General features: G+C 60.8%; 16 protein-coding genes and 1 pseudogene. 11 read left to right on the top strand and 6 right to left on the bottom strand.

Annotated features, from left to right (window positions below; translation table 11 throughout):
* Positions 1-2: 2 nt before the first annotated feature.
* On the bottom strand, positions 3-1517 hold the full coding sequence (locus GKE62_RS06270; protein ID WP_154691495.1) for a 4-hydroxyphenylacetate 3-hydroxylase family protein: 1515 nt from the start codon (positions 1515-1517) through the stop codon (positions 3-5).
* Positions 1518-1563: 46 nt separating this feature from the next.
* A complete protein-coding gene (locus GKE62_RS06265; protein WP_195908627.1) occupies positions 1564-1947 on the bottom strand; it encodes a thioesterase family protein in 384 nt (127 codons plus the stop codon).
* 259 nt (positions 1948-2206) lie between these two features.
* On the opposite strand from GKE62_RS06265, the gene GKE62_RS06260 reads away from it, so the two are divergent.
* Genes GKE62_RS06260 through GKE62_RS06250 form a run of 3 tightly spaced genes read left to right on the top strand, consistent with a single transcriptional unit; the run spans position 2207 to position 4837 of the window.
* Positions 2207-2515 carry a hypothetical protein gene (locus GKE62_RS06260; RefSeq protein ID WP_154691493.1) on the top strand — a complete coding sequence of 103 codons (309 nt, stop codon included), beginning with the start codon at positions 2207-2209 and terminating at the stop codon, positions 2513-2515.
* An 11-nt stretch (positions 2516-2526) separates the two neighbouring features.
* Positions 2527-3615: an acyl-CoA dehydrogenase family protein gene (locus GKE62_RS06255; protein WP_154691492.1), complete on the top strand. Its 1089-nt coding sequence runs from the start codon at positions 2527-2529 to the stop codon at positions 3613-3615.
* 1 nt (position 3616) lies between these two features.
* Entirely contained in the window at positions 3617-4837 is a 1221-nt protein-coding gene (locus GKE62_RS06250) for an acyl-CoA dehydrogenase family protein (RefSeq protein WP_154691491.1), read from the top strand.
* Positions 4838-4939: 102 nt separating this feature from the next.
* On the opposite strand, the gene GKE62_RS06245 is transcribed toward GKE62_RS06250, so the two are convergent.
* A complete protein-coding gene (locus GKE62_RS06245; protein ID WP_154691490.1) occupies positions 4940-6436 on the bottom strand; it encodes a class I adenylate-forming enzyme family protein in 1497 nt (498 codons plus the stop codon).
* Between the two features lie 69 nt (positions 6437-6505).
* On the opposite strand from GKE62_RS06245, the gene GKE62_RS06240 reads away from it, so the two are divergent.
* The 8 genes and pseudogenes from GKE62_RS06240 (at position 6506) to GKE62_RS06205 (ending at position 16291) form a co-directional block, all read left to right on the top strand.
* On the top strand, positions 6506-7792 hold the full coding sequence (locus tag GKE62_RS06240) for a MaoC family dehydratase N-terminal domain-containing protein (protein ID WP_154691489.1): 1287 nt from the start codon (positions 6506-6508) through the stop codon (positions 7790-7792).
* 135 nt (positions 7793-7927) lie between these two features.
* The gene (locus GKE62_RS06235; protein WP_154691488.1) at positions 7928-8614 is read left to right on the top strand and encodes an enoyl-CoA hydratase-related protein; all 687 of its coding nucleotides are present in this window, start codon (positions 7928-7930) and stop codon (positions 8612-8614) included.
* Positions 8614-9825, top strand: a complete 1212-nt coding sequence (locus tag GKE62_RS06230) for an acyl-CoA dehydrogenase family protein (protein ID WP_154691487.1) — start codon at positions 8614-8616, stop codon at positions 9823-9825. Before GKE62_RS06235 ends, GKE62_RS06230 begins: the two co-directional genes overlap by 1 nt.
* Positions 9825-10787, top strand: a pseudogene (locus GKE62_RS18415) (acyl-CoA dehydrogenase family protein); the annotation flags it as partial. The gene GKE62_RS06230 and the pseudogene GKE62_RS18415, both read left to right, overlap by 1 nt.
* Positions 10788-10869: 82 nt before the next feature.
* Positions 10870-12195 (top strand): wax ester/triacylglycerol synthase domain-containing protein, encoded by a 1326-nt coding sequence (locus GKE62_RS06220; RefSeq protein WP_154691485.1) that lies wholly within the window; start codon positions 10870-10872, stop codon positions 12193-12195.
* Between the two features lie 26 nt (positions 12196-12221).
* A complete protein-coding gene (locus tag GKE62_RS06215; protein ID WP_370516069.1) occupies positions 12222-13124 on the top strand; it encodes an NAD(P)H-dependent flavin oxidoreductase in 903 nt (300 codons plus the stop codon).
* A gap of 239 nt (positions 13125-13363) precedes the next feature.
* Positions 13364-14146: a FadR/GntR family transcriptional regulator gene (locus GKE62_RS06210; RefSeq protein WP_154691483.1), complete on the top strand. Its 783-nt coding sequence runs from the start codon at positions 13364-13366 to the stop codon at positions 14144-14146.
* Between the two features lie 783 nt (positions 14147-14929).
* Entirely contained in the window at positions 14930-16291 is a 1362-nt protein-coding gene (locus tag GKE62_RS06205) for a class I adenylate-forming enzyme family protein (RefSeq protein ID WP_370516068.1), read from the top strand.
* A gap of 107 nt (positions 16292-16398) precedes the next feature.
* On the opposite strand, the gene GKE62_RS06200 is transcribed toward GKE62_RS06205, so the two are convergent.
* Genes GKE62_RS06200 through GKE62_RS06190 form a run of 3 tightly spaced genes read right to left on the bottom strand, consistent with a single transcriptional unit; the run spans position 16399 to position 19915 of the window.
* On the bottom strand, positions 16399-17175 hold the full coding sequence (locus tag GKE62_RS06200) for an SDR family oxidoreductase (protein WP_154691482.1): 777 nt from the start codon (positions 17173-17175) through the stop codon (positions 16399-16401).
* Positions 17172-18680 carry an aldehyde dehydrogenase gene (locus tag GKE62_RS06195; RefSeq protein ID WP_154691481.1) on the bottom strand — a complete coding sequence of 503 codons (1509 nt, stop codon included), beginning with the start codon at positions 18678-18680 and terminating at the stop codon, positions 17172-17174. Before GKE62_RS06195 ends, GKE62_RS06200 begins: the two co-directional genes overlap by 4 nt.
* Positions 18677-19915 carry a cytochrome P450 gene (locus GKE62_RS06190; protein WP_154691480.1) on the bottom strand — a complete coding sequence of 413 codons (1239 nt, stop codon included), beginning with the start codon at positions 19913-19915 and terminating at the stop codon, positions 18677-18679. The genes GKE62_RS06195 and GKE62_RS06190 overlap by 4 nt, the downstream gene beginning before the upstream one ends.
* Between the last annotated feature and the right edge of the window lie 72 nt (positions 19916-19987).

Here is a 19987-nt window from a genome sequence, read left to right as displayed (position 1 = left end):
CGCTAGTTTCCAGATTCCTCGCCAATGCCAGCGAGGTTCTGGGCATATTTCTTCTTTTTCTCGACGTCCATTTGCCGCTGGATCTGGATGCGCTGGGCCTGCGGACTGCCCGCACCGTGGAGGGATTCGGTGAGGTAGCCCACGGCATTGCGGCCCAGCGTCATGTTCTCGATCAAGCGCAACATTCTCTGTCGGTGCTCGATCGGCACATTGGCGCGGCCTTGCAAATATTTGCGCAAGATGGGCCCGGTGACCTCGCTTTCGAATTCCTGCTCGGAGGGAAGGGTCACCATGAGCCCGCCGGCCAGATCCTGGGCAAGTCGGCTGATCTCGTATGGGAAGCGAGTAACGTTGTGCTTGCAAACATTAGCGAGCATTTCGTCGTTCATGAAAATACCCGACGCGAGCTGCTTGGCCTCATGGCTCGAAGCGATCGCCGACGAATAGATGGTCTCATTAAGATGCGTCATTTCTACTAACTTGTCTTTGACGTGGCTGGCCTGGTCCACGCCGTTGTATTCCGCGATAGCCGCTGCGGCACCGACCATCACATCGCCCAGCCCGGTTTTGCAAACATACGAAGCCCGATGATAACTGGTAAAGCGCGACACCATGAGCTGTGCGAAGGTGTACTCGCCGTCCATGAGCACATGCTCGTGGGGGATAAACACGTCATCGAATACGACCAGCGCCTCCTGCCCGCCGAATCGCGCGTTACCCTGGTCGATCTTGCCGCTCTCCATTGCGCGCGTGTCACATGACTGGCGACCGTATATAAAAGTTAGCCCCGCTGCATCCACCGGGACGAGTCCGACAACCGCATAGTCTTTGTCCCCCGGACCGAGATTCATCGTCGGCATCACGGCGATCCAGTGCGAATTCCATCCGCCGGTCATGTGCGCCTTGGCCCCGCGGACATAAATCCCGTGCTCGGTGCGGCGGGTGACGTGCATGAACATGTCAGGATCGGCCTGCTCGGAGGGACGCTTCGAACGGTCGCCCTTGGGGTCCGTCATACCCGCACCGATGACGATGTTATTCGCTTGCGCGTGGCGCATGAATTCGAGGTAGCGCTGGTGATAGGAGGTGCCGTGTGCTGCGTCGATGTCCCAGGTAAGGGAGTGAAGCACGCTGACCGTGTCGAGGCCAGCACAGCGTTGAAAGCAAGTGCCGGTAAGCTGACCCATCCGGCGTTGCATCCTGTTCTTCATCACTAGGTCGTTCGGGCTTCCGACGATATGGAGGAAGCGGTTGACCGGCGCATCGATGAGTTCGGAATGCGCCGTGGCGAGATCGGGGTCCTCCAGCGCCAGGTCATAAGTCATAGCCAGCGCGTTGATCGAGGGACGAATGATTGGATGGTCGACCGGCTCGGCGACCTTTTCACCAAACAAATAGAGGTCGGTGCCCCGGTTGCGAAGTGAGGAGATGTAGTCTTCGCCCGAGCGGATCGGCTTGAACCTTGACCAGCGGCGCTCGGCCGATTCCTCGTGCGGGTGGACGTGCAGGGCGTTCATGTTCGAGTTTATCCTTTTCGATCAAAGTCTGGCGCCCCCAGAGCGGTCACGGAGTTATGAGCAGTGTTTGAAGGTACACAACAAGCACTGCCGGCAGGGGGCATGCGCCATCGGGGTCGGTAGCGACGACGGTTGTGTCGGCTGTTCCGATACAGCGTTGTTCGACGAACAGGGACTGGCCGATCACGAACGATTTAATGCCAACTTCGACAATGCCGGTGCAAACGTCGATCTTGCCGGGATAGCGAGCCGTGCCCAGGAAGGTGGTGTGGACACTCGCGACGACAAGCGATCGTCGCTCTTCGCGGGGCACGCGCGCGTTAGCCTCGGCCAGAATCGCAAAGCGCCCTTCCTCATAGAATTGCCCCGCAGCGACGTTGTTGAGGTGCCGAAACATGTCCATGTCGGCAAAACGGACCGGAACGGGCATCCGGCGCGGGAATCGTTCGGCGACAAGGCGGTCGGCAGAGGGCCTCATTGTCCCGAACGTTCGCCCTGATAAGCCAAGCTTGACACCTTCGCCGCATAATGTGAATGATATGGCACTAGGTTATACAACTGGGCGGGAAATGGCAAGCGTGATTCGCCCTGACCTGCGCCTGGCAATAGAAGGCCAGACACGCCGACGGCCAAAACGGGTTCCTCGGCTTTGTCCGGCCACAAATGGCGATGCCGAAGGCTGGAGCCCGATGAACGGGGGCTACCTCTTGCGCGACGGCGCATACGGTTCGCTCAACAAGGCGATCAGCCGAATGCGTTGTTTCCGGAGCCCGGAAACCGCCTGGAGCGCCCACATGCAGGTTGAGATGGCCGATCTCGTTGGGCGGAAGACGACCGCCGAAGGCATGGCCATGAGCCAGATGAGCGAAGCGGGCTATGGCACCAACCAGTTTATGCGTTGGGACTTCGACGGCAGGGTGGGCTGGGGAGAAGACCAGGATGTCTGGGACGCCCTCCACTTCGTGCGAATGCTTGACGCACTCAAGACGTTGAAGTGAGGATTGAGGCTATGAATTTCGACCTTTCCGACGAACAACGGATGTTTGCCGAGCAGGCTCGCGGACTTCTGGCCGAACGCATACCATACGACCGCCTACGCGTCCTGATCGATGCCAACGCCGAATGGGACCATGTCCTGTGGCGCGAATTGGCAGACATGGGATTCCTAGGCATCAATCTGCCCGAAGCGTATGGTGGCATGGGTCTGTCCGAGCTTCACCAAGGGGTAATTTCGGAGGAGCTAGGGCGCGTCAATGCGGCATTGCCATTCTTCTCGTCGATTGTCCTTACTGCCGATGCAATCAGACTTGGCGGGAGTGACGCGCAGAAAGCCGAATGGCTGCCAAAACTGGCGAGCGGTGAGGCGGTCGGCTGCTTCGCCAGTGCCGAAGGGCCGGGGCCGATTCTGGGCCAGACCGTCTCATTGGCGAACGGCAAACTAAGTGGGACCAAAACACCCGTCGCCGATGCCGGGGTGGCGGATATTGCAGCGGTTCAAGTTGGCTCCGGTATCGCTCTCGTGAGGCTCGACCAACCGGGTGTTTCCCGAACGCGGCTTGAGAGTTTCGATCAGCTTCGCCCCCACTATCGCGTCGATTTCGATCGCGCGGAGGCGGAGTTCCTTCCCGGCCAGAACCAACTTCCTACATTGCTTGATCGAGCTGCTGTCCAAGTAGCGTTCGAGGCGGTCGGCGGAGCAGAAGCATGCCTCGAGATGGGCCGGGCTTACTCCATGGAGCGCCAGATATTCGGGCGCCCGCTTGCGGGTTTCCAGGCCATCAAGCACAAGCTGGCCGATGTCGCGGTGGCAATTGAGCTGGCTCGTTCCAACGCCTATTTCGCTGGTTGGACGGCCGGAAGCGCGCCGGAGGAGTTACCCGGCGCTGCGGCAGCGGCCCGGCTGTCCGGGATCAAGGCGTTCGAGCTAGCGGCGCGAGAGAATCTGCAAGTCCACGGCGGAATCGGCTATACTTTCGAGGCTAACTGCCACTTCTATTACCGGCGAGAACGCCTGCTCGCAGTCAACCTCGGCAACCGCGGGTTCTGGGCTGATCGCCTGCTATCTCAGCAGCCCGGCACTCAAACGAAAGCAGCCTGAAATGGACTTCAACGATTCACCTCAGGAGGCCGCTTTCCGGGCACAGGCCAAGGCTTGGCTTGCTGGCCACGCACCAGCGCACGAACTTACCCCAGGAGAGAAGATTCCTGACACCGAAGAAGCGGAGCGCAGCCGCGCCTGGATGCGCGAATTGTCTCGGGGCAGCTGGTCGGGACTGACCTTCCCTAAGGCTCTGGGCGGGCAGGGGTTGTCGGGCGCCGAGGCCTTGATCTTCGCGGAGGAAGAGGCCTGCTATAACCTGCCCAAGGGACCATTCATTTCGATTGGCACTGGTATGGCGCTCCCGGTCATCGCCAAGCACGGTAACGATGAGCAGCGCGAACGCTTCATCGAGGCGACACTTAACGGCGACCTTACCTGGTGTCAGTTGTTTTCCGAGCCCGCCGCCGGTTCGGACCTCGCGGGTTTGCGGACGAAAGCGGTTCGCGCTGACGACGGCAGTGAAGACTGGATCGTAAACGGGCAGAAAGTCTGGTCGAGCTGGGCGCACCTGACCGACTGGGGCATTCTCGTCGTCCGTACCGATCCCAAGATGCCCAAGCACAAAGGCCTTACGTTTTTTGTCGTGGATATGAAGACTCCCGGCATCGAAACCCGCCCGATCCGCCAGATATCCGGCGCCAGTGAGTTCAACGAGACTTTCTTCACGGACGTTCGAATTCCGGATTCCAACCGCATCGGTGCGGTGGGTGAAGGCTGGGCTTGCTGCATGACGGTCTTAATGGGCGAGCGGCTCGGCTCTGGCTCGTATAAAAGCGAGATCGGACCGCTGTTGGCGTTTGCGCAAGAGACCCCCGACGGAAAGGGGGGCTCAATGTTCGACGACGGCGCGGTGCGGCAAAGCCTCGCCGAGGCGCTTGCCGATGAGCAGGGGGAACGATGGTTCCAGGCGCGCCTGCGGACCATGGTGTCCAAGGGCGAGAATCCCGGCGCGCTCGCGGGGATGGTTAAGTTGGCCTATGCCGCGCGTTACCAAAAGACCAGTGGGCTGGGGATGGAACTGCGTGGCCTCGATGCGATCGCACCTGACCCTCGCGACGCGGCCACTGCCGATCTCCAATACGATTACATTTACTCGACGGTAATGCGAATTGCCGGGGGCGCTGATGAAGTGCTGCGCAACCAGATTGCTGAACGCTTGCTTGGGATGCCTGGCGAAATTCGCATGGACAAGGATGTTCCGTTCGATGAACTGAGGTAGGTTAATCGGCATCGGCCCGGCACCACCGGGGCATGTGTGAGTCCGCTTGGGATGGGCATCATGTGATGCTGCCGAAATGACCGGCAGCAATCCTGACCGACGCTATGCGACCCGTTTCGCCCGAGCCACTCTCGCAGCCTCTTCGAGTAGCGGGGCAAGTTCCTTTTTGACGATCTTGCCGTTGGGATTGAGCGGCATCTGTTCGAGCACCAGCAGGGTTCTCGGGATCTTGTTGTCGGCAAGATGCTCTCGGCAGAATGCGACGATCTCAACATCGCAGGCAGTCTCGCCGGGACGCAGCGTCACGGCGGCCGCGATATCCTCCCCCAGGACATCGTGCGGGATACCCACCACCGCGGCCTGCTGCACCGCAGGGTGGAGGTGTAGCACCGTCTCGATTTCGAGCGGAGTGATGTTGTACCCGCCGCGAATTATCAGTTCCTTCGAGCGGCCCGACATGATCAGGTCGCCGTCCTCGTCGACGTAGCCGAGGTCGCCCGTCCTAGTCCAACCCCCGGCAAAGCTGGCTGCGGTGGCCTCCGGATCGTTCCAGTAGCGGCGCGGGTGCTTTTGAAATCCGAAAATCTCTCCGACGATCCCAGCCTCCCGGATCACTTTGCCGTCTTCGGCTCGGATCTGCATATGATCCGGCAGTTTGCCCACGCAGCCGGCCTTGAGCACCTGTGCCTGGCTTGAAGTGCCGATCCCGACACCGCCCTCGGACATGCCGTAAGTATTCCGGATCCGAAGGTGCGGCCATAGCTTCATGGCACGCTTTACCGAATCGTGCGGTAGTGGCGCGGTGCCGGTCATCAGGTAGCGCACCCCGGCAAAGTCGTAAGCTGCGACGTCAGGATGATCTAGCAACAGGCGCAGCATCGAGGGCACCAGGTAAACGAGATTGGGGCGCCTATCCCGCACCAGGTCGAGGAAGCCCTTCGGGTCGAACTTGGGCTGGGTAATTGCAGTCGCGCCGCCCTTTGCGGGCAGCATAACAATGCCTAGGTTGCCCCCGGAACCGGTTAGCGGCAACGCGTTCAAGGTTGAACGGGAGCGGTCCATGTTGGTGCCGGTGACGCCCTTCATCAAGTCGGGATGGGTTACGACGACGCCCTTGATTTTGCCTGTGGTTCCGCTGGTGCCCAAAATTTCCGCGTCAGCATTCGGATCGAGACTTGCCTGGTCCGGCAGCGCAGAAAAATCGCGCGGCATCGCATCGACAGTCCAACACCTTGAAAACTCTAGCCCAGCAACCGCTTCCGGCGTGTCGGTCATACACCATTTGGGTGTAGTGAGTTCTGCGTAATCGTTGATCTCGCGGCGACTCAGGCGGGTATTGATGGGGCATGCTATCCCACCCGCGCGGAAGATCGCAAAAACCGCGATCGCCATTTCCACCGCGTGAACATTGCTGATCGGGAGGAACACCCGGTCGCCGGGCAGCAAACCCGCTTTTGCAAGCCCACCTCCGATTTCGTCCGCTTCGCGGTCCCATGCGGCAAAAGTTAGCTGCCGACGAGTGTCATCGTGCGCTATCTCATCGCTCTGATGCACAGCGCGCGTCTTCAAAGCGTCGCTGATGCGCCTTACCGTGGTCATGCAAAACCCCTTGCTTCGTCTCTCCGCTTCTATTACCTAGTTATATATGTGGATGCAAGGGAGCAGGCGATGGCTGAGGTAAAAACTGATATCAAGCAGAGCGACGAATGGCAGAAGGCCGTCGCCTACGAAATTCTCGACTCGGACATCGAGCGTCAACGCCAACTCATCGGCGTCTGGGAAGCGATGAAGACCTCTGAATACGTCCAGACCGCTTCGCACGATTCCATCCGTAATTGGGCCTACGGCTGCGGTGATGATAACCCGTTGTTCGTCGATCCCAACTACGCGCGCAAAACGCGCTGGGGAGGGGTCATCGCGCCGGGAATGATGGTCGGACAGGTCAGCACGCCGATGCGCGGCGATCCCCCAAGCGCCGAGGTGAAGGCGCTTAAAAAGAGTCTGTTTAAAGGTATCCACGTATTCGTTTCCGGCGCAGACTGGAACTTCTACCGTCCGCTTCGTCCCGGCGACGCCGTTTACACCTTCGGCGGGGAGTTGACCTGCGAGGTCAAGCAGTCGGAATTCGCGGGCCGTTCCGTCATTATGACCAGTCGCCGGGTCAAGGTGAACCAGCGGGCCGAAGTCATAGCCACTTACGACGTCTTGCGCGTCCTCACGGAACGTAAAACTGCTGCCACCAAGGGTAAATACAGCGCGATCGAGCCAGCAACGTATACCGATGAAGAATTTCGTGCGATCGAGGAAATCTACGCCGCGGAGACTGTCCAGGGCGCAAAGAAGCGCCGCTTTGAGGATGTCGAGAAGGGCGATAGCTTGGGTACTCAAGCCAAAGGCCCCCTGACAGTCACCGACGTGATCTGCTTTCATGCCGGCGGCTATGGCTTTTCGCCTTACGCGCCTACAGCCAACCGCCGCGCGCATAAAAACCGCCAGCGCATCCCCGCATTTTACGTCAAGAACGAGCACGGCATTCCCGATGTTGCTCAGCGGCTCCACTGGGACCCGGTTTGGGCGCAAGCGATCGGCAACCCAATGGCTTACGATTACGGCGTAATGCGCGAGAATTACCTGTGGCAATACCTCAACGATTGGGCGGGCGACGATGCCGTCATTACCAGTCTCCACGACGAAGTCCGTAAGTTCAATTATATGGGTGACGTTCAGCATGTCACTGGCGAAGTACTCGCCAAGCGTACAGAGCATGGGAACCAGGTCGTCGACGTTGCAGTTAAATTCACCAACCAGCGAGGCGAGGAAACCGTGCGCGGCACCGCTACCATTGCGCTCCCGAGCAATGCCCGGCCTTTGCCGCTCTATCCGACCGTGCCTGACGAATTGGCCGACCAGGCGGCGAGACTGATGGCGCGTCACTGGGAAATGGGCGGGGACTGAGGTAGCTCTCGGGCGTGCAGCTGGAGCAGGCAATGGCCGACCAAGTTTTGATTCAGGACGATCGTGGCGTGCGGGTGATTACACTCAATCGCCCCGACCGCCTCAATGCCCTGACTTCGGCGGTGATGGCTCCCCCTGGCGGCCGCCTGTGCGGATGCGGCGCGCGACGCCTCGGTCGGCTGCGTTGTGATAACGGGCGCTGGCCGTGGGTTTTGCTCGGGCGGCGACATCAAAGAGGGCGGTGCCGACAAAGCAGTAGCTCCGCCCAACTCCGAAATCGGCAGCCGCGTGGAGCAGGGCTTCACCCGACTGCGCGGATTTATGGAGGCGGCCCGCTTGCTCCACGAAATGCCCAAACCCTCGATAGCAATGGTCAACGGTCCAGTAGCCGGCGCGGGAATTGGCTTGGCCGGGGCTTGCGATTTGCGCTTCGCCGCGAGATCGGCGACGTTCCTGACTGCGTTCGACCGGATCGGGGCGAGCGGCGATTTTGGCTCGACATGGTTCTGGACCAAAATTCTGGGTACAGGCCGTGCTCGAGAGTTGTTCCTGCTGGGCGAGAAGCTGAGCGCAGAAGATGCATTCGCCAAAGGCATATTTACCCGTCTGATCGATGACGACGAATTGCGCGAGGTGACGATGCGCGCTGCCCATCGATTGGCCGACGGACCGCGGATGGGGCTGCGTTATATGAAGGCCAACCTGAACAACGCCGAAGACTGGGCGTTCGAAGCCGCGCTTGACGCAGAGGCGCTTCACATGAACCTGTCAACGCAGGCCAGCGCGCTGATCTGGCGCGAAGAACACAAGGCCAAACCCTGATGGACCTGAGCTACGGCACCGAGGCCGAAGAATTTCGAGACGAAGTTCGCAAGTTCCTGGCGAGAGAGTGGCAGCCAGAAGAACTCCCACAGGGCGAGATTAAGGACTACATTCGCGCCTTTCGCTGCAAGGCGGTCGAAGCCGGCTATCTTTATCGCTCGGTGCCCAGACGCTATGGGGGCTCGGAGCAGCCAGTTGACGTCATCAAGGCACAAGTGATCCGAGAAGAATTCGGGCGTGCACGAGCACCTGCCGAGGTTGGTGGTAACGGCGTGAACATGACCGTGCCGACGCTGCTCGAAAAGGGCACCGAAGACCAACGCGAGCTGTTCATTCGCAAGACCATCGAGGGCGACTATGTCTGGGGACAGGGCTATTCCGAGCCCGGGTCGGGAAGCGACTTGGCGAGCGTGCGGACCAGGGCAGAGCTTTCGCCCGACGGGACGACCTGGATTGTAAATGGCCAGAAGATCTGGACGAGCCGAGGGGGGGCGGCAACCCACATGTTCATGCTCGTCCGCACCGAGCCGGATGCGCCCAAGCATGACGGCATTACGTACCTGCTAATGGACCTCGACCAGCCGGGGGTGACCCGCCGCCCGATCCGGCAGATGACTGGCATGGCAGGCCAAGATACATTTTTCGAATTCTTTTTCGACGACGCCGAGGCACCCGTCGCCTGGCAGGTCGGCGAGCGTGGGCAGGGCTGGTACGTAAGCCGCACCACGCTCAAACACGAGCGGGCGGCGATCGGCGGTGCCGACGGGCTCGGACGCCAGTTCGGCAAGCTGGTCGAACTGGCAAAGGAGATGGATAGATCGGGCGACCCTCTTGTTCGCGACAGACTGGTCGAGATCGAAGGCCGGGTGATGGCTCATCGATACAGCAGCTTTCGCCTGTTTTCCTGTCAAGCGGCTGGCGACGACCCCGGCCCCCTCCAGTTGATGATGAAGCTATTGCTGACCGAGACCGGTCACGAGATTGCGCTGCTGGCGCAGGAGCTCATCGGAGAGGATGCGCTGACGCAACCCGGGGCGGTCGGCGGACGCAGCGGCGGTGGGGCGCGTGGGCCCAACAAATGGCTCGACCAGATCATGGGCAGTTTAGGCAATTCGATCGCGGGGGGGACCTCGAACATCCAGCGCAACATCATCGCCGAGCGCGGTCTGGGTCTTCCACGCGATCTTGCGATGGATGCGGAGCAACATTGATGCGCTTCCACCCGAGCGAGGAACAAGTCGCTATCCAAGAAGCTGTGAAAGGTACGCTTGCCGACGTCTGGTCGATTCAGCAGCTGCACACCTTTGCTGACGGCGCTGCGGATTTTGATCCCGCGAGCTGGAAAGCCTTGATGGCGCTGGGCATCGGCACGCTTACTTTGCCCGAGGATATGGCCGGGGCCGGCCTGGGCCTGCTCGATGCTGCGCTTGTCTGCGAGTCCATCGGCGAGGCCGCCGCGCCGGGGCCGGTCATCGGTCAGATAATTACCGCAATGGCGGTAACCGCGAGCGACAATCCCGAGGCCCGTCGTTTCCTTCCTCAAATTGCCGAGAACGAGGTTGTTGCGACGTTGGCGCTAGGGTCGGGGCTGGTTCAATCCGCTCGCGTGGCGCAGCTGTTCCTAGCCGATGCCCCCGATGGCGGCTTGCTGCTGATCGAGGCGGGCGAAGGCGTAACGATTGAGCCGCTAACCCCGACGGATCTCAGTCGCCCGGTTTCGCGCGTCTCGTTCGAAGGAGCAAAGTCTCACCGCCTGTGCGGCGGCGGCGATCCACTCACAGCGCGTATCCGTGACGCTGCACTCGTTCTGATCGCCGCTGACGCACTGGGGGGAGCGCAGCGCGTGACCGATATGAGCGTGACGTACGCCAAGGAGCGCGTGCAGTTCGGCCAGCCGATCGGTCGGTTCCAGGGACTCAAGCATCAGCTCGCGCACATGGCGCTCGATGTTGAATCGGCGCGGGCATTAGTCTGGTATGCAGCCTACGCTTGGGACGCGCATTTGCAGGACGCAAGCCGCGCCGCCGCATTGGCAAAAGCGCATCTGTGCGAAGTCTATACCCGCGCCACGCGAGCCGCGATCGCCGCTCACGGCGGGATCGGCTACACCTGGGAATACGGCCTCAACTACTGGTTCCGCCGCTCGGTCTACGATCGTGCCTGGCTCGGAAGTCCGGCGCACCATCGCGCGCGCGGGCCGAGTTGGCAGGCTGGTGACGACCAATTCGCTCCAACTGATCCCGGGAGTTCGGCGGATGCGCCCGGACGACCACTTTATGGTCCTATCGGAAACCGACGCTTCGCCAATGCACGTTGGGGCGTTGCTGGTGCTGGAGGTTCCGGAGGCGGAAAAGAGGCAACTTGTTTTGGCGTTTCGTCGCCAACTGAGGGAGCGGCTCCCCGGTACTCCGATCCAGGTGCGACTGGAGCACGCGCCCGACGGCTTCGATTCCGATGTCTGGGCGGACGTCGCCTCGCTGGACCTGGATGCGCACGTCGTGTGCGATGATCGGCCCTTTGCAAGCGATGCTGAGCTGTACGCTGCGGTCGCGGGGCATAACATGGAACGCCTCGACCTCAGGTACCCACCCTTCTTCGCTTATGTCTTCCCAAACTTGCCTGGAGACCGCGCTGCGATATATTTCAAGATGCACCATTCGGTCGCTGATGGGATCGGCTTCCAGGAAGTGCTTCGCTTGCTGAGTGATGAGTCACCGCGGCAACCTCGCCGGACAGCGGAGGTCACGCTGCCGTCGGCGGACGATTGGCGTGCGCTAGCTGAACGCCGCTTTGCAGCGGAGGCTGCAGCTCGCAGCGCCCAATCGGCAGCGCGAAAGGCAGCGCTGGCCGCGCTCGAGGCGTTCAAGGGTGACCGTGCCGTTACTCCGACCCTTCGCCTTTCGGGCCCCACTTCGGCGCAGCGCGCCTACGCGACGCTCAGCCTGCCGCTGGATCGCTTCAAGGCCGCCGCGAAACGCCTCGACGCGACAATCAACGACCTGTTTCTAGCTTGCGTGAGCCAAGCGTTGCGCGACCACCTCATTGCGCGCGATGATCTTCCCGCAACGCCATTGGTTGTGAACTCGGCGCGCAGCTATCGCCGCTCCGAACATGGCGCGTTCGGCAACCGTATTGTCGCGCTGCACCCTCATCTCGCTACGCACATTACCGATCCGCTGGGACGGTTGCGCGCAATCCAGGCGTCCATGGCTGCAGAGATGCGCCGGACCGCTTACGACGAGGCACTCCTCGATGCGCTGGAGAAGCCTTTCGGCGCGCGTGATCGCCGCGCGACTTTTGCCGAGCGGACGGCAGGCGGAACGCGCGTGCTGCCTGGAAACCTTACTGTCTCCAATGTGCCAGGACCTGGCGGGGATCGCTTGTTCATGGGCTTTCGCCAGCTGCACAACTTTCCTGTTCCAATTATCGGCAGCGGCCGCTTCCTCAACGTTACTTCGCGGCGCAGCGGGGCCAACCTCGACATGGGGGTTATTACGGATGCGGCGAAAATCTCCAATGCCGCGCCGCTCGCGTGCGCAATTGAGGCGGCGTACGCCGAATACGCGTCGTCAGTGGCCTAGTGCTCCAGAATCTAGCTGCGCCGCTGATGTGCGCGCCGATGAGTTTTGCCTCGTCGGTGCCTCTTGCATTCGCGTGTTGCACAGCGGGCGCGATTGGTGGTTGGCAAGGTGGAAGTGCAACCCCGTTGTATGAGTTCGAACGCTATCTTGAGGTGCTGAAGGCGTCCCCGCGCGCGCCCCCGATCGTGAACCTGCCCGCGCGCATCGCGAGCGCGGCGATGAACGACCCAAAGCTATCGTTACTCGAAAAGCATCGCGCGCCGCTGGTCCTGTCGAGCTTGGGCGACCCTAGTTTGATGGTACAACGAGTGCACGCTTGGGGCGGACGAGTGGTCCAGGATGTGACTACGCTGCGCCACGCCGAAAAGGCGATCGCGGCCGGGGTCGACGGCCTCATGCTGACATGCTCCGGGGCAGGGGGCCACACTGGGTTCATCACCCCGCTGACGTTCGTGCCGGCGGTGCGAAGGATTTGGGGCGGCTTGCTGATCGTTGCGGGCGGAATTGCCGATGCCCGTGGGATGGCCGGGGCGCTGGCGTTGGGCGGCGATATCGCATGCATGGGCACGCGCTTTATCGCCACGCCCGAGAGTGGAGTGGCTGCGGGGCATCGGGCGATGATCCCCCGCGTGGGCGTGGATCGTATCGTGACTTCGGCGGCAATGAACGGCGTGCCTGCGAACTGGATCCAGGACTCGCTGGAAATTGCAGGCCTTGACATCGCAACCTTGCCGAGCATTCGGACCGCAATGCCGGATGGTGTGCGCCCATGGCTTGATCTTTACAGCGCCGGTCAAAGCGTAGGCCTTATTGACGGTGTCGAGCCGACGGCAGCCCTGATTGAGCGGCTCGCCGACGAGTTTGCCGCACTGGTGCCGAAAAGCCCATGGCGCGAGCGACTGGCCGAGATTGAAAAACGGTGGGTCTGAGCCTGCTTCGGTCGGGGTCCCGATCCTCGAACATAGCCGAATACGGGACGGCCCCATGACTTGCGAATGCGGCTGGTTGCATGGGCCGAGACGGCGGCTCGTCGCCCGACGACGCTTGCGGCTGACGCAGCCGATGCCTGAACGCGATAAATGCTGGGACCGCAAATAAAGCTTTAGTTATAAAACCAAGTTCACTAGGTTATTCCCTAACTGTATCTCAGCAGTCAAGGGGACACGACGTGGCGCGCAACGAGCTAGAAGGGACCAACTCTCGCATTCGCGTTCCAAAGACAAGCGAAATCGTTGCCGACCAGATCCGCGGGCAGATCGTCCGAGGCGACCGCAGCGAGGGCGAATTCCTGCCTCCCGAGGGCCAGCTTATGGAAACCCTTGGGATCTCTCGACCGACGTTGCGTGAAGCGTTTCGGATTCTTGAGGCCGAAGGGCTAATAAGCGTCATCCGGGGTTCTCGCACCGGTGCTCGAGTCCACAAACCCTCGGCCGACCTTGTCGCGCGCTACGCGGGCTACGTCTTGGAGTCGCAAGGTACGACGATCGCAGACCTTTATCACGCGAGGTTGGCGATCGAGCCTTCAGTCGTGCGTTGGCTTACGACCGACCAAGACCGCAGCGCGACGGTCAAGTTGCGTAATCTGCTCGCCGAGATGCGGCGAATGATAGAGGATGGCCATTTCGACGAGTTCATTCAACATGTTGAGGTCTTTCACGGGACGCTGGTAGCGAGCACTAATCTCAAGACGCTCACATTCCTCAACCGGATGTTGTCGAACCTAGCGCTCAAGCATCAGGTCGAGTTCGAAAAACGACACCCACGGAAAGCAGCAGAGCGGAACAAGGCGGCAGAGCTTGGTTATCGATCTTATTGCAAACTCGTCGAGTTGATCGAGGCGGGGGATGTTGAGGCCGCTGTCGAGCACTGGCGACTACATTTGCGTAATGCCAATAAAGCCTGGACACGTGGCGACGAGGGGAGCCGCGTTGTAGATTCGATTGGCGGCTAGCGCCGGACGGCAACGAATTTTTGGGTGGCCTGCACGACTGCGCTTAAGCGAAGAGACTCCACGCTGCGTACTGGTCCAACAATTGCCACCCGGGCAACCGGTAGCGCCCATGGGCCATACCGCCCTCTGATGATATCATGCCAGCGTGGTCATATTCGCGAATTGGCACCTTTGCCTTGATCATTCGCTCAAAGTCCTGTAGTACCTAGTTATACAACTATGGGAATATGTTTCCAGTGGAATTGTGCGGGCGACCATGAGCCAGTGGTGAGAGACGAGATGCGGTGCAGTCGCCAATTCGGTAAATTTCGGCTGGGTGCCTGAAAGCTAAGGGAGCGATTATATGAGCGACTACAAGCCAGGATCGCGGTGGAAGTGCGCGGTGTGCAACGGCGAATTTATCGTCGTCCGGCCGCCATCCGGTCAGGGCCAGCTTGGGTGCGGCGGAATGCCCCTGAGCGCCCATAGCAGCGCTGACGGTGTCTCAGGGAGCGCGCCTCACGACGGCGAGGGCACGATGGTGGGCAAGCGCTATTCTGACATTGAGAGCGGGGTCGAGATGCTCTGCACCAAAATCGGAAGGGGCGATCTTACATTCGCGGGGCGCCCGCTTGCGCGAAAAGACGCCAAGCCGTTGCCCGCGTCTGACTGAGCCAATGCGAACCACACTTCTCCTCGAACTTGCTGCCGACACGTGCGGGGGAGCGCATTGCCGTCGGCCCCCGCGACGCGGGCGTCGATTTCGCTCGGCTTCGCAATGGCGCCCGAGCGGCTGGCTCCGAGATGAGGGGAACCGGAGCTAAAAACCTTGTGTACGTCGGGCTTAACGGTCCGGCTATGCCGCTCGCCCTGTTCGCAGCAGGATACGCGGGAATGGCGTTCGTACCGCTCAACTATCGGTTGAGTGACGGCGACCTTCGCAACTTGGCGAAACGCAGTGCGCCCGCAGTCGCGATCGTGGACGACAATATGGCGGAGCGGCTTTCCGGCGTCGCGGGAGTTCAGGTCATCACGCGAAGCGCCTTCGAAACCCGCTTCCTCGCGCCCAATATGCCACAAGAGGATGTCCATGAAGAGTCCGAGCAGGACATTGCAGTTCTGTTATTCACCAGCGGCACCACTGGCGATCCGAAGGCCGCAATATTGCGCCATGCCAACCTGACTGGCTACGTGATGAGCACGGTCGAGTTCCTCGCATCAAGCGAGGACGAGGCGGCGCTAGTGAGCGTCCCACCCTACCACATCGCCGCGATCTCGGCGGTTCTGACAGGTTGCTATGGCGGCCGACGGATTGTCTACTTGTCGCAATTCTCGGCCGAGGAATGGGTCGCCGTTGCCGCGCGTGAGGCTGTCAGCCATGCGATGGTCGTGCCCACTATGCTTGACCGCGTTCTTGACGCGATGGAGGCCGCCGGCGAGACCCTACCGCACTTGCGCGCGTTGTCCTACGGCGGGGGGCGGATGCCACAGGCCACGATACTGCGCGCCATGGCCAAGTTGCCGCAAGTGTCCTTCGTCAACGCCTATGGTCTCACCGAGACCAGTTCGACTATCGCCTTACTCGATGGGGAGGACCACCGTGCCGCATTCACGTCGGCCGATCCCAAAGTCCGACGTCGGCTGACCTCGGTAGGACGCCCGCTTTCCACCCTCGAACTGGAGATCCGCGACAGCGACGGGAAGTGCTGCGAGCCTGGCACTCCGGGTGAAATTTTCGTGCGCGGCGATCAGGTTTCAGGAGAGTACCTTCACAAATCGGCGCTCGCGAGCGGAGGTTGGTTTCCCACCAACGATGCCGGCTGGATCGATGAGGATGGCTACCTTTACGTCGAGGGGCGACTCGATGACGTAATCGTCAGGGGTGGTGAAAACATCTCGCCCGGCGAAATCGAAGACGTTCTGCGTGCCCATCCCGACGTCGCCGACGTTGCCGTGCTGGGTCTGCCCTGCGACCGCTGGGGTGAAAAGATCGTCGCCGCAGTGGTTTGCCGGGGTGATGGCATCGAGGCAGACGTGCTCGCCGCGCACGTCCGCGCCCGGCTTCGCTCAACCAAGACTCCCGAGGCCTGGTTTTTCCGCGCCGAATTGCCCTACAACGAAACCGGAAAGCTTCTGCGCCGCGTGCTCAAGGCCGAGCTTGCCTGACGCGCCGTGGGGCGCCTGGCCGGGTCCGCGAGGCGAGCAGCTGAATTACCACGCGACGCCTGCCCGCGTACCCAGGCTGTGTTCCATCGTTTCGGCATCCCGTGCGATCAATTGCGCAGGACGAATCCACCATCGACATTGAGCGCTTGACCGGTGATCCAGTCTCCTGCCGGTGAGCAGAGCAAGAGCAGCGCGCCTACGAGGTCGTCGGGCAGCCCGCGCGGCTGCTTGACCACGCGAGCCATCGCCGCCTTGACGAAAGGGCTGTCATCGGGGGTTAGCGCCTTGCCCGCATCAGACATGGTCATTCCAGGCGCGATCGCGTTCACATTAATACCCAGCGGGCCAAGCTCGGTGGCGAGCGTGATGGTCAGGCCGTGGAGAGCGATCTTGCTAACGCCGTAAGGCGTTTGCGCCGGCCATGCTCCGGCCGACAGCTGGTTCACGATCTTTCCTCCGCCGCGGGCTTCGAAAAACGGTACCGCAGCCTTAGTACAAATCAGCGCGCCAAGCAGATTCACTTTCAGTAGGCGTTCGAAATCGGCGATTTCCGTTTCGATAGCCGGGGTGCCCACAGCCTCGACCATCAACGCGGCATTGTTGACCAGAATATCTAGTCCACCGAAGCGATCTTGCGTCGCGGCCATCATTGCCGCGACTGAAGCCTCATCTGCGATGTCCACCTTTACTGGCAGTGCCTGCTCTCCGATCTCGCTGGCGACCCTCCTGGCTCCGTCCTCATTGAGGTCTGCGACCACCACGCTTGAACCCGCTTGGGCGAGACCCATTGCATAGGCGCGCCCGATCGAGTTCCCCCGACCGCCCGCTCCAGTAACAATCGCAACTTTGCCGTCGAGACGGAACGCGCGATTTGAAAAGCTCATGAAAATACTCCTGTGCCGACACCCACGGTTACCGTCTTGTAGTGGAGGAACTCATCGATCCCTGCCTTGCCGCCTTCTTTGCCGAAGCCTGAGATGCCGATGCCACCAAAGGGCGTGTGCGCGTTGATTTGAATTCCGCCATTGGCATAAACGCCACCCGCTTCGAGCCGTTCTGCCAGACGGTGGACGCGCTGGATGTCGTTAGATTGAATGTAAGCCGCAAGACCGTATTCGCTGTTGTTGGCGATGCGGACTGCTTCATCTTCATCGTGAAACTTCAAGACCACGATCGCCGGGCCAAAAATCTCCACCTGGCTGATCTCATGATCGGGATCCGCATCGACGATCAGCGTGGGCTCGATGAAGTTGCCCCCCGAAAGGGCCCCAGAGCAGCGCCCGCCGCCCAGAAGGAAGGTCGCGGCGCCATCCCGCTTTGCTCGTTCGAACATGCCCATGATTCGGTCAGCTGAGGCCTTGTTGATGACTGGCCCGACCATCACTTCCGGCTCGAACGGATCGCCAACTTTAAAGCCTTCGATAACAGCCTTGAGCTTTGCGACGAACTCATCATAGATGTCAGCGTGCACAATTTGCCGAGTTGGCAGCGCGCAGCCTTGCCCGGACAGGCATCCGACAGTCCAGAACGCCGCGCGCTCGGCAGCCGCCTGCAAGTCGCAGTCGGGAAAGACTAGGCTCGCGGATTTGCCGCCAAGTTCCATCACCGTCGGCTTGATCTCTTGCGCGCAAGCTTCGAGAATCCGACGCGCCGTAATGGGTCCTCCCGTAAAGCTGATCTTGCGGATTTTCTTGTGGCGGACAATCGCTTCGCCCGCCTCCCCTGTTCCGGGGATGATCGATAGCACGCCGTCAGGAATCCCTGCCTCTGTGCAGAGCCGCGCAAACAGCTCTGGCGCAAACGGGGTTATTTCTGCCGGTTTGACTATTACGCAATTGCCCGCGGCGAGCGCGGCGCAAACCTTCATACCGAGAGATATCAGAGGGCCGTTCCAGGTGATGATGATCCCGACGATGCCGATCGGCTCGGGCATTGTGTAAGAAAACTCGCCGCGAGTATCGAAGGTGCTCAGTAACTCGCCGGACGTCTTATCGCACCATCCCGCGTAATAGCGACACCACGCCACCGCATAATCGACCCCGCGCTCTCCTGCGAACAGCGGGGTGCCGCCGTCGAGCGCAGTCATTTGGGCGAGCTCGGCGCGGTTGGCGTGCATCAGGTCTGCGATGCGATTGAGGATGTCGCGTCGTACTTCGGGCGCGGTTCGCCGCCAGCTTTCCCGCGCTGCCTCGGCGCGGCGCACGGCTTCCTCGACCTCCGCTGCACCAGCAAGCGGAATAGTCGCCTGCACGACCTGTTTGACCGGGTGGAGATGTTCGTGGGTTCCGCCAGATCCCGATGTTCGCCGCTCATGGCCGATGTGAAGGTGGACTTGCGGCACCGTGGCAGTAGCCGACGATTGGGTTGCTTTGGTAGTCAAGTGACTCATCCTTTCGATCGTATTGAGTGCGGCGGCAGGGGGCTAAATCCGCCGTCTTCGCCTTTCGGCTCCCACGCGAGATGAAGGCGTTCGAGCGCCATGACCGATCCGCCACGGCAGCCTTCGTCACCGCGGACGATTTGGCGAAAGCGGCCCATGCGTTCGAACCACTGGCGGTAGAAAACTGCGAGCTCCATCCGCGCGAGATGGAGCCCAAGGCAAGTGTGGATGCCAGATCCAAAGGCGGCATGGCGATAGAACGGGCGCTCGACGGAGACCTCTTCAGGTTTGGCATTGAGCTGGTTGTCCCAGCCAACCATTGGCAATGGAGCAAGGATGAGATCGCCCCCGGGAATGATCACTCCGGCGAGTTCGACATCCTCGACGACGTAGCGCGGGGTCGCGACGAAGGCGTAGCGGCGCAGAAGTTCCTCGACGAGGTCAGGGATAACGCCTGGGTCGGCGATCACCTTTTCTTGAAGTGCGCGATCGTGCGCCAAGTGGCGCATTCCGAAGCTCATCGCGTTGGTTACGGTGTCGAGCCCGGCGAGGAACATCAGGAAGCCGATCGACATCAACTCGCCGAAGTCGAGTCGGCGGACCCCCGCTTCGTCGACGAAGTCGCTGGCGATGATTTTCGAAATCATGTCGTCGCAAGGCGCTTCAATGCGTTGTTGGATCAATTCGGCGATATGGACGCTGATGGCTTGGCCCAGCCCGTTGCGCTCGTCCGGCGTGGCCTGCGCACTAAAGAAATCAACTACTAAGCCGCGAAACTCGTCGAATTTCTTGATCGGGAAACCGAACAGTTCCATGAACACCGCAACCGGTAGGCGCGATGCGATAGCACCGACAAATTCACATTCACCCCGCGCGGCCGCGTCGCCGAGCAGGCGCTCAGTCCACTCTTCGACCTGCGTTTCAAGTGGGGCAATTGCTTTGCTTTCAAAAAACGGCCGCAGGACTTGTCGGTATGCCCGGTGTTGGGGCGGATCCAGCATTTCGGGTATCATCCGCGGCTGGCCCGGATTGGGTGGGATCGAGAGAAAGCGGCTCGAAAAGTACTCCGGATGACGCAGCACTTGCGTTACCGTGGCGGCGCTGTTGCAAACCCAGTGACCGCCGTTGGCGTTGGTCCAGAACACTTCCGGCGCCTGGTCCCGCAGCTGCCAGTAACGCGCATGGCAGTCGGCGAGCAGGGCCGGGTCGGCAATGTAATCGAATTCGTAGACCGGCTCGCGCACCGTCTCGTCCCATCAAGCACCCTCTAAATGAGTTATTGCACTAAGTGAACTATGTTGGCAAGTGGGGCTGCA

Origin of the sequence: Novosphingobium sp. Gsoil 351, from assembly GCF_009707465.1 — a bacterium.
Classification (GTDB): Bacteria; Pseudomonadota; Alphaproteobacteria; order Sphingomonadales; family Sphingomonadaceae; genus Novosphingobium.
The sequence above is the reverse complement of the archived record's forward strand: the minus strand, read 5'-3'. Positions and strand labels throughout refer to the sequence as shown.

Excerpts from the sequence above, each read along its gene's own strand:
- GKE62_RS06270 (WP_154691495.1), bottom strand. The coding sequence starts at position 1,517 with ATGAACGCCCTGCACGTCCACCCGCACGAGGAATCGGCCGAGCGCCGC.
- GKE62_RS06265 (WP_195908627.1), bottom strand. The coding sequence starts at position 1,947 with ATGCCCGTTCCGGTCCGTTTTGCCGACATGGACATGTTTCGGCACCTC.
- GKE62_RS06260 (WP_154691493.1), top strand. The coding sequence starts at position 2,207 with ATGAACGGGGGCTACCTCTTGCGCGACGGCGCATACGGTTCGCTCAAC.
- GKE62_RS06255 (WP_154691492.1), top strand. The coding sequence starts at position 2,527 with ATGAATTTCGACCTTTCCGACGAACAACGGATGTTTGCCGAGCAGGCT.
- GKE62_RS06250 (WP_154691491.1), top strand. The coding sequence starts at position 3,617 with ATGGACTTCAACGATTCACCTCAGGAGGCCGCTTTCCGGGCACAGGCC.
- GKE62_RS06245 (WP_154691490.1), bottom strand. The coding sequence starts at position 6,436 with ATGACCACGGTAAGGCGCATCAGCGACGCTTTGAAGACGCGCGCTGTG.
- GKE62_RS06240 (WP_154691489.1), top strand. The coding sequence starts at position 6,506 with ATGGCTGAGGTAAAAACTGATATCAAGCAGAGCGACGAATGGCAGAAG.
- GKE62_RS06230 (WP_154691487.1), top strand. The coding sequence starts at position 8,614 with ATGGACCTGAGCTACGGCACCGAGGCCGAAGAATTTCGAGACGAAGTT.
- GKE62_RS06220 (WP_154691485.1), top strand. The coding sequence starts at position 10,870 with ATGCGCCCGGACGACCACTTTATGGTCCTATCGGAAACCGACGCTTCG.
- GKE62_RS06215 (WP_370516069.1), top strand. The coding sequence starts at position 12,222 with ATGTGCGCGCCGATGAGTTTTGCCTCGTCGGTGCCTCTTGCATTCGCG.
- GKE62_RS06205 (WP_370516068.1), top strand. The coding sequence starts at position 14,930 with ATGAGGGGAACCGGAGCTAAAAACCTTGTGTACGTCGGGCTTAACGGT.
- GKE62_RS06200 (WP_154691482.1), bottom strand. The coding sequence starts at position 17,175 with ATGAGCTTTTCAAATCGCGCGTTCCGTCTCGACGGCAAAGTTGCGATT.
- GKE62_RS06195 (WP_154691481.1), bottom strand. The coding sequence starts at position 18,680 with ATGAGTCACTTGACTACCAAAGCAACCCAATCGTCGGCTACTGCCACG.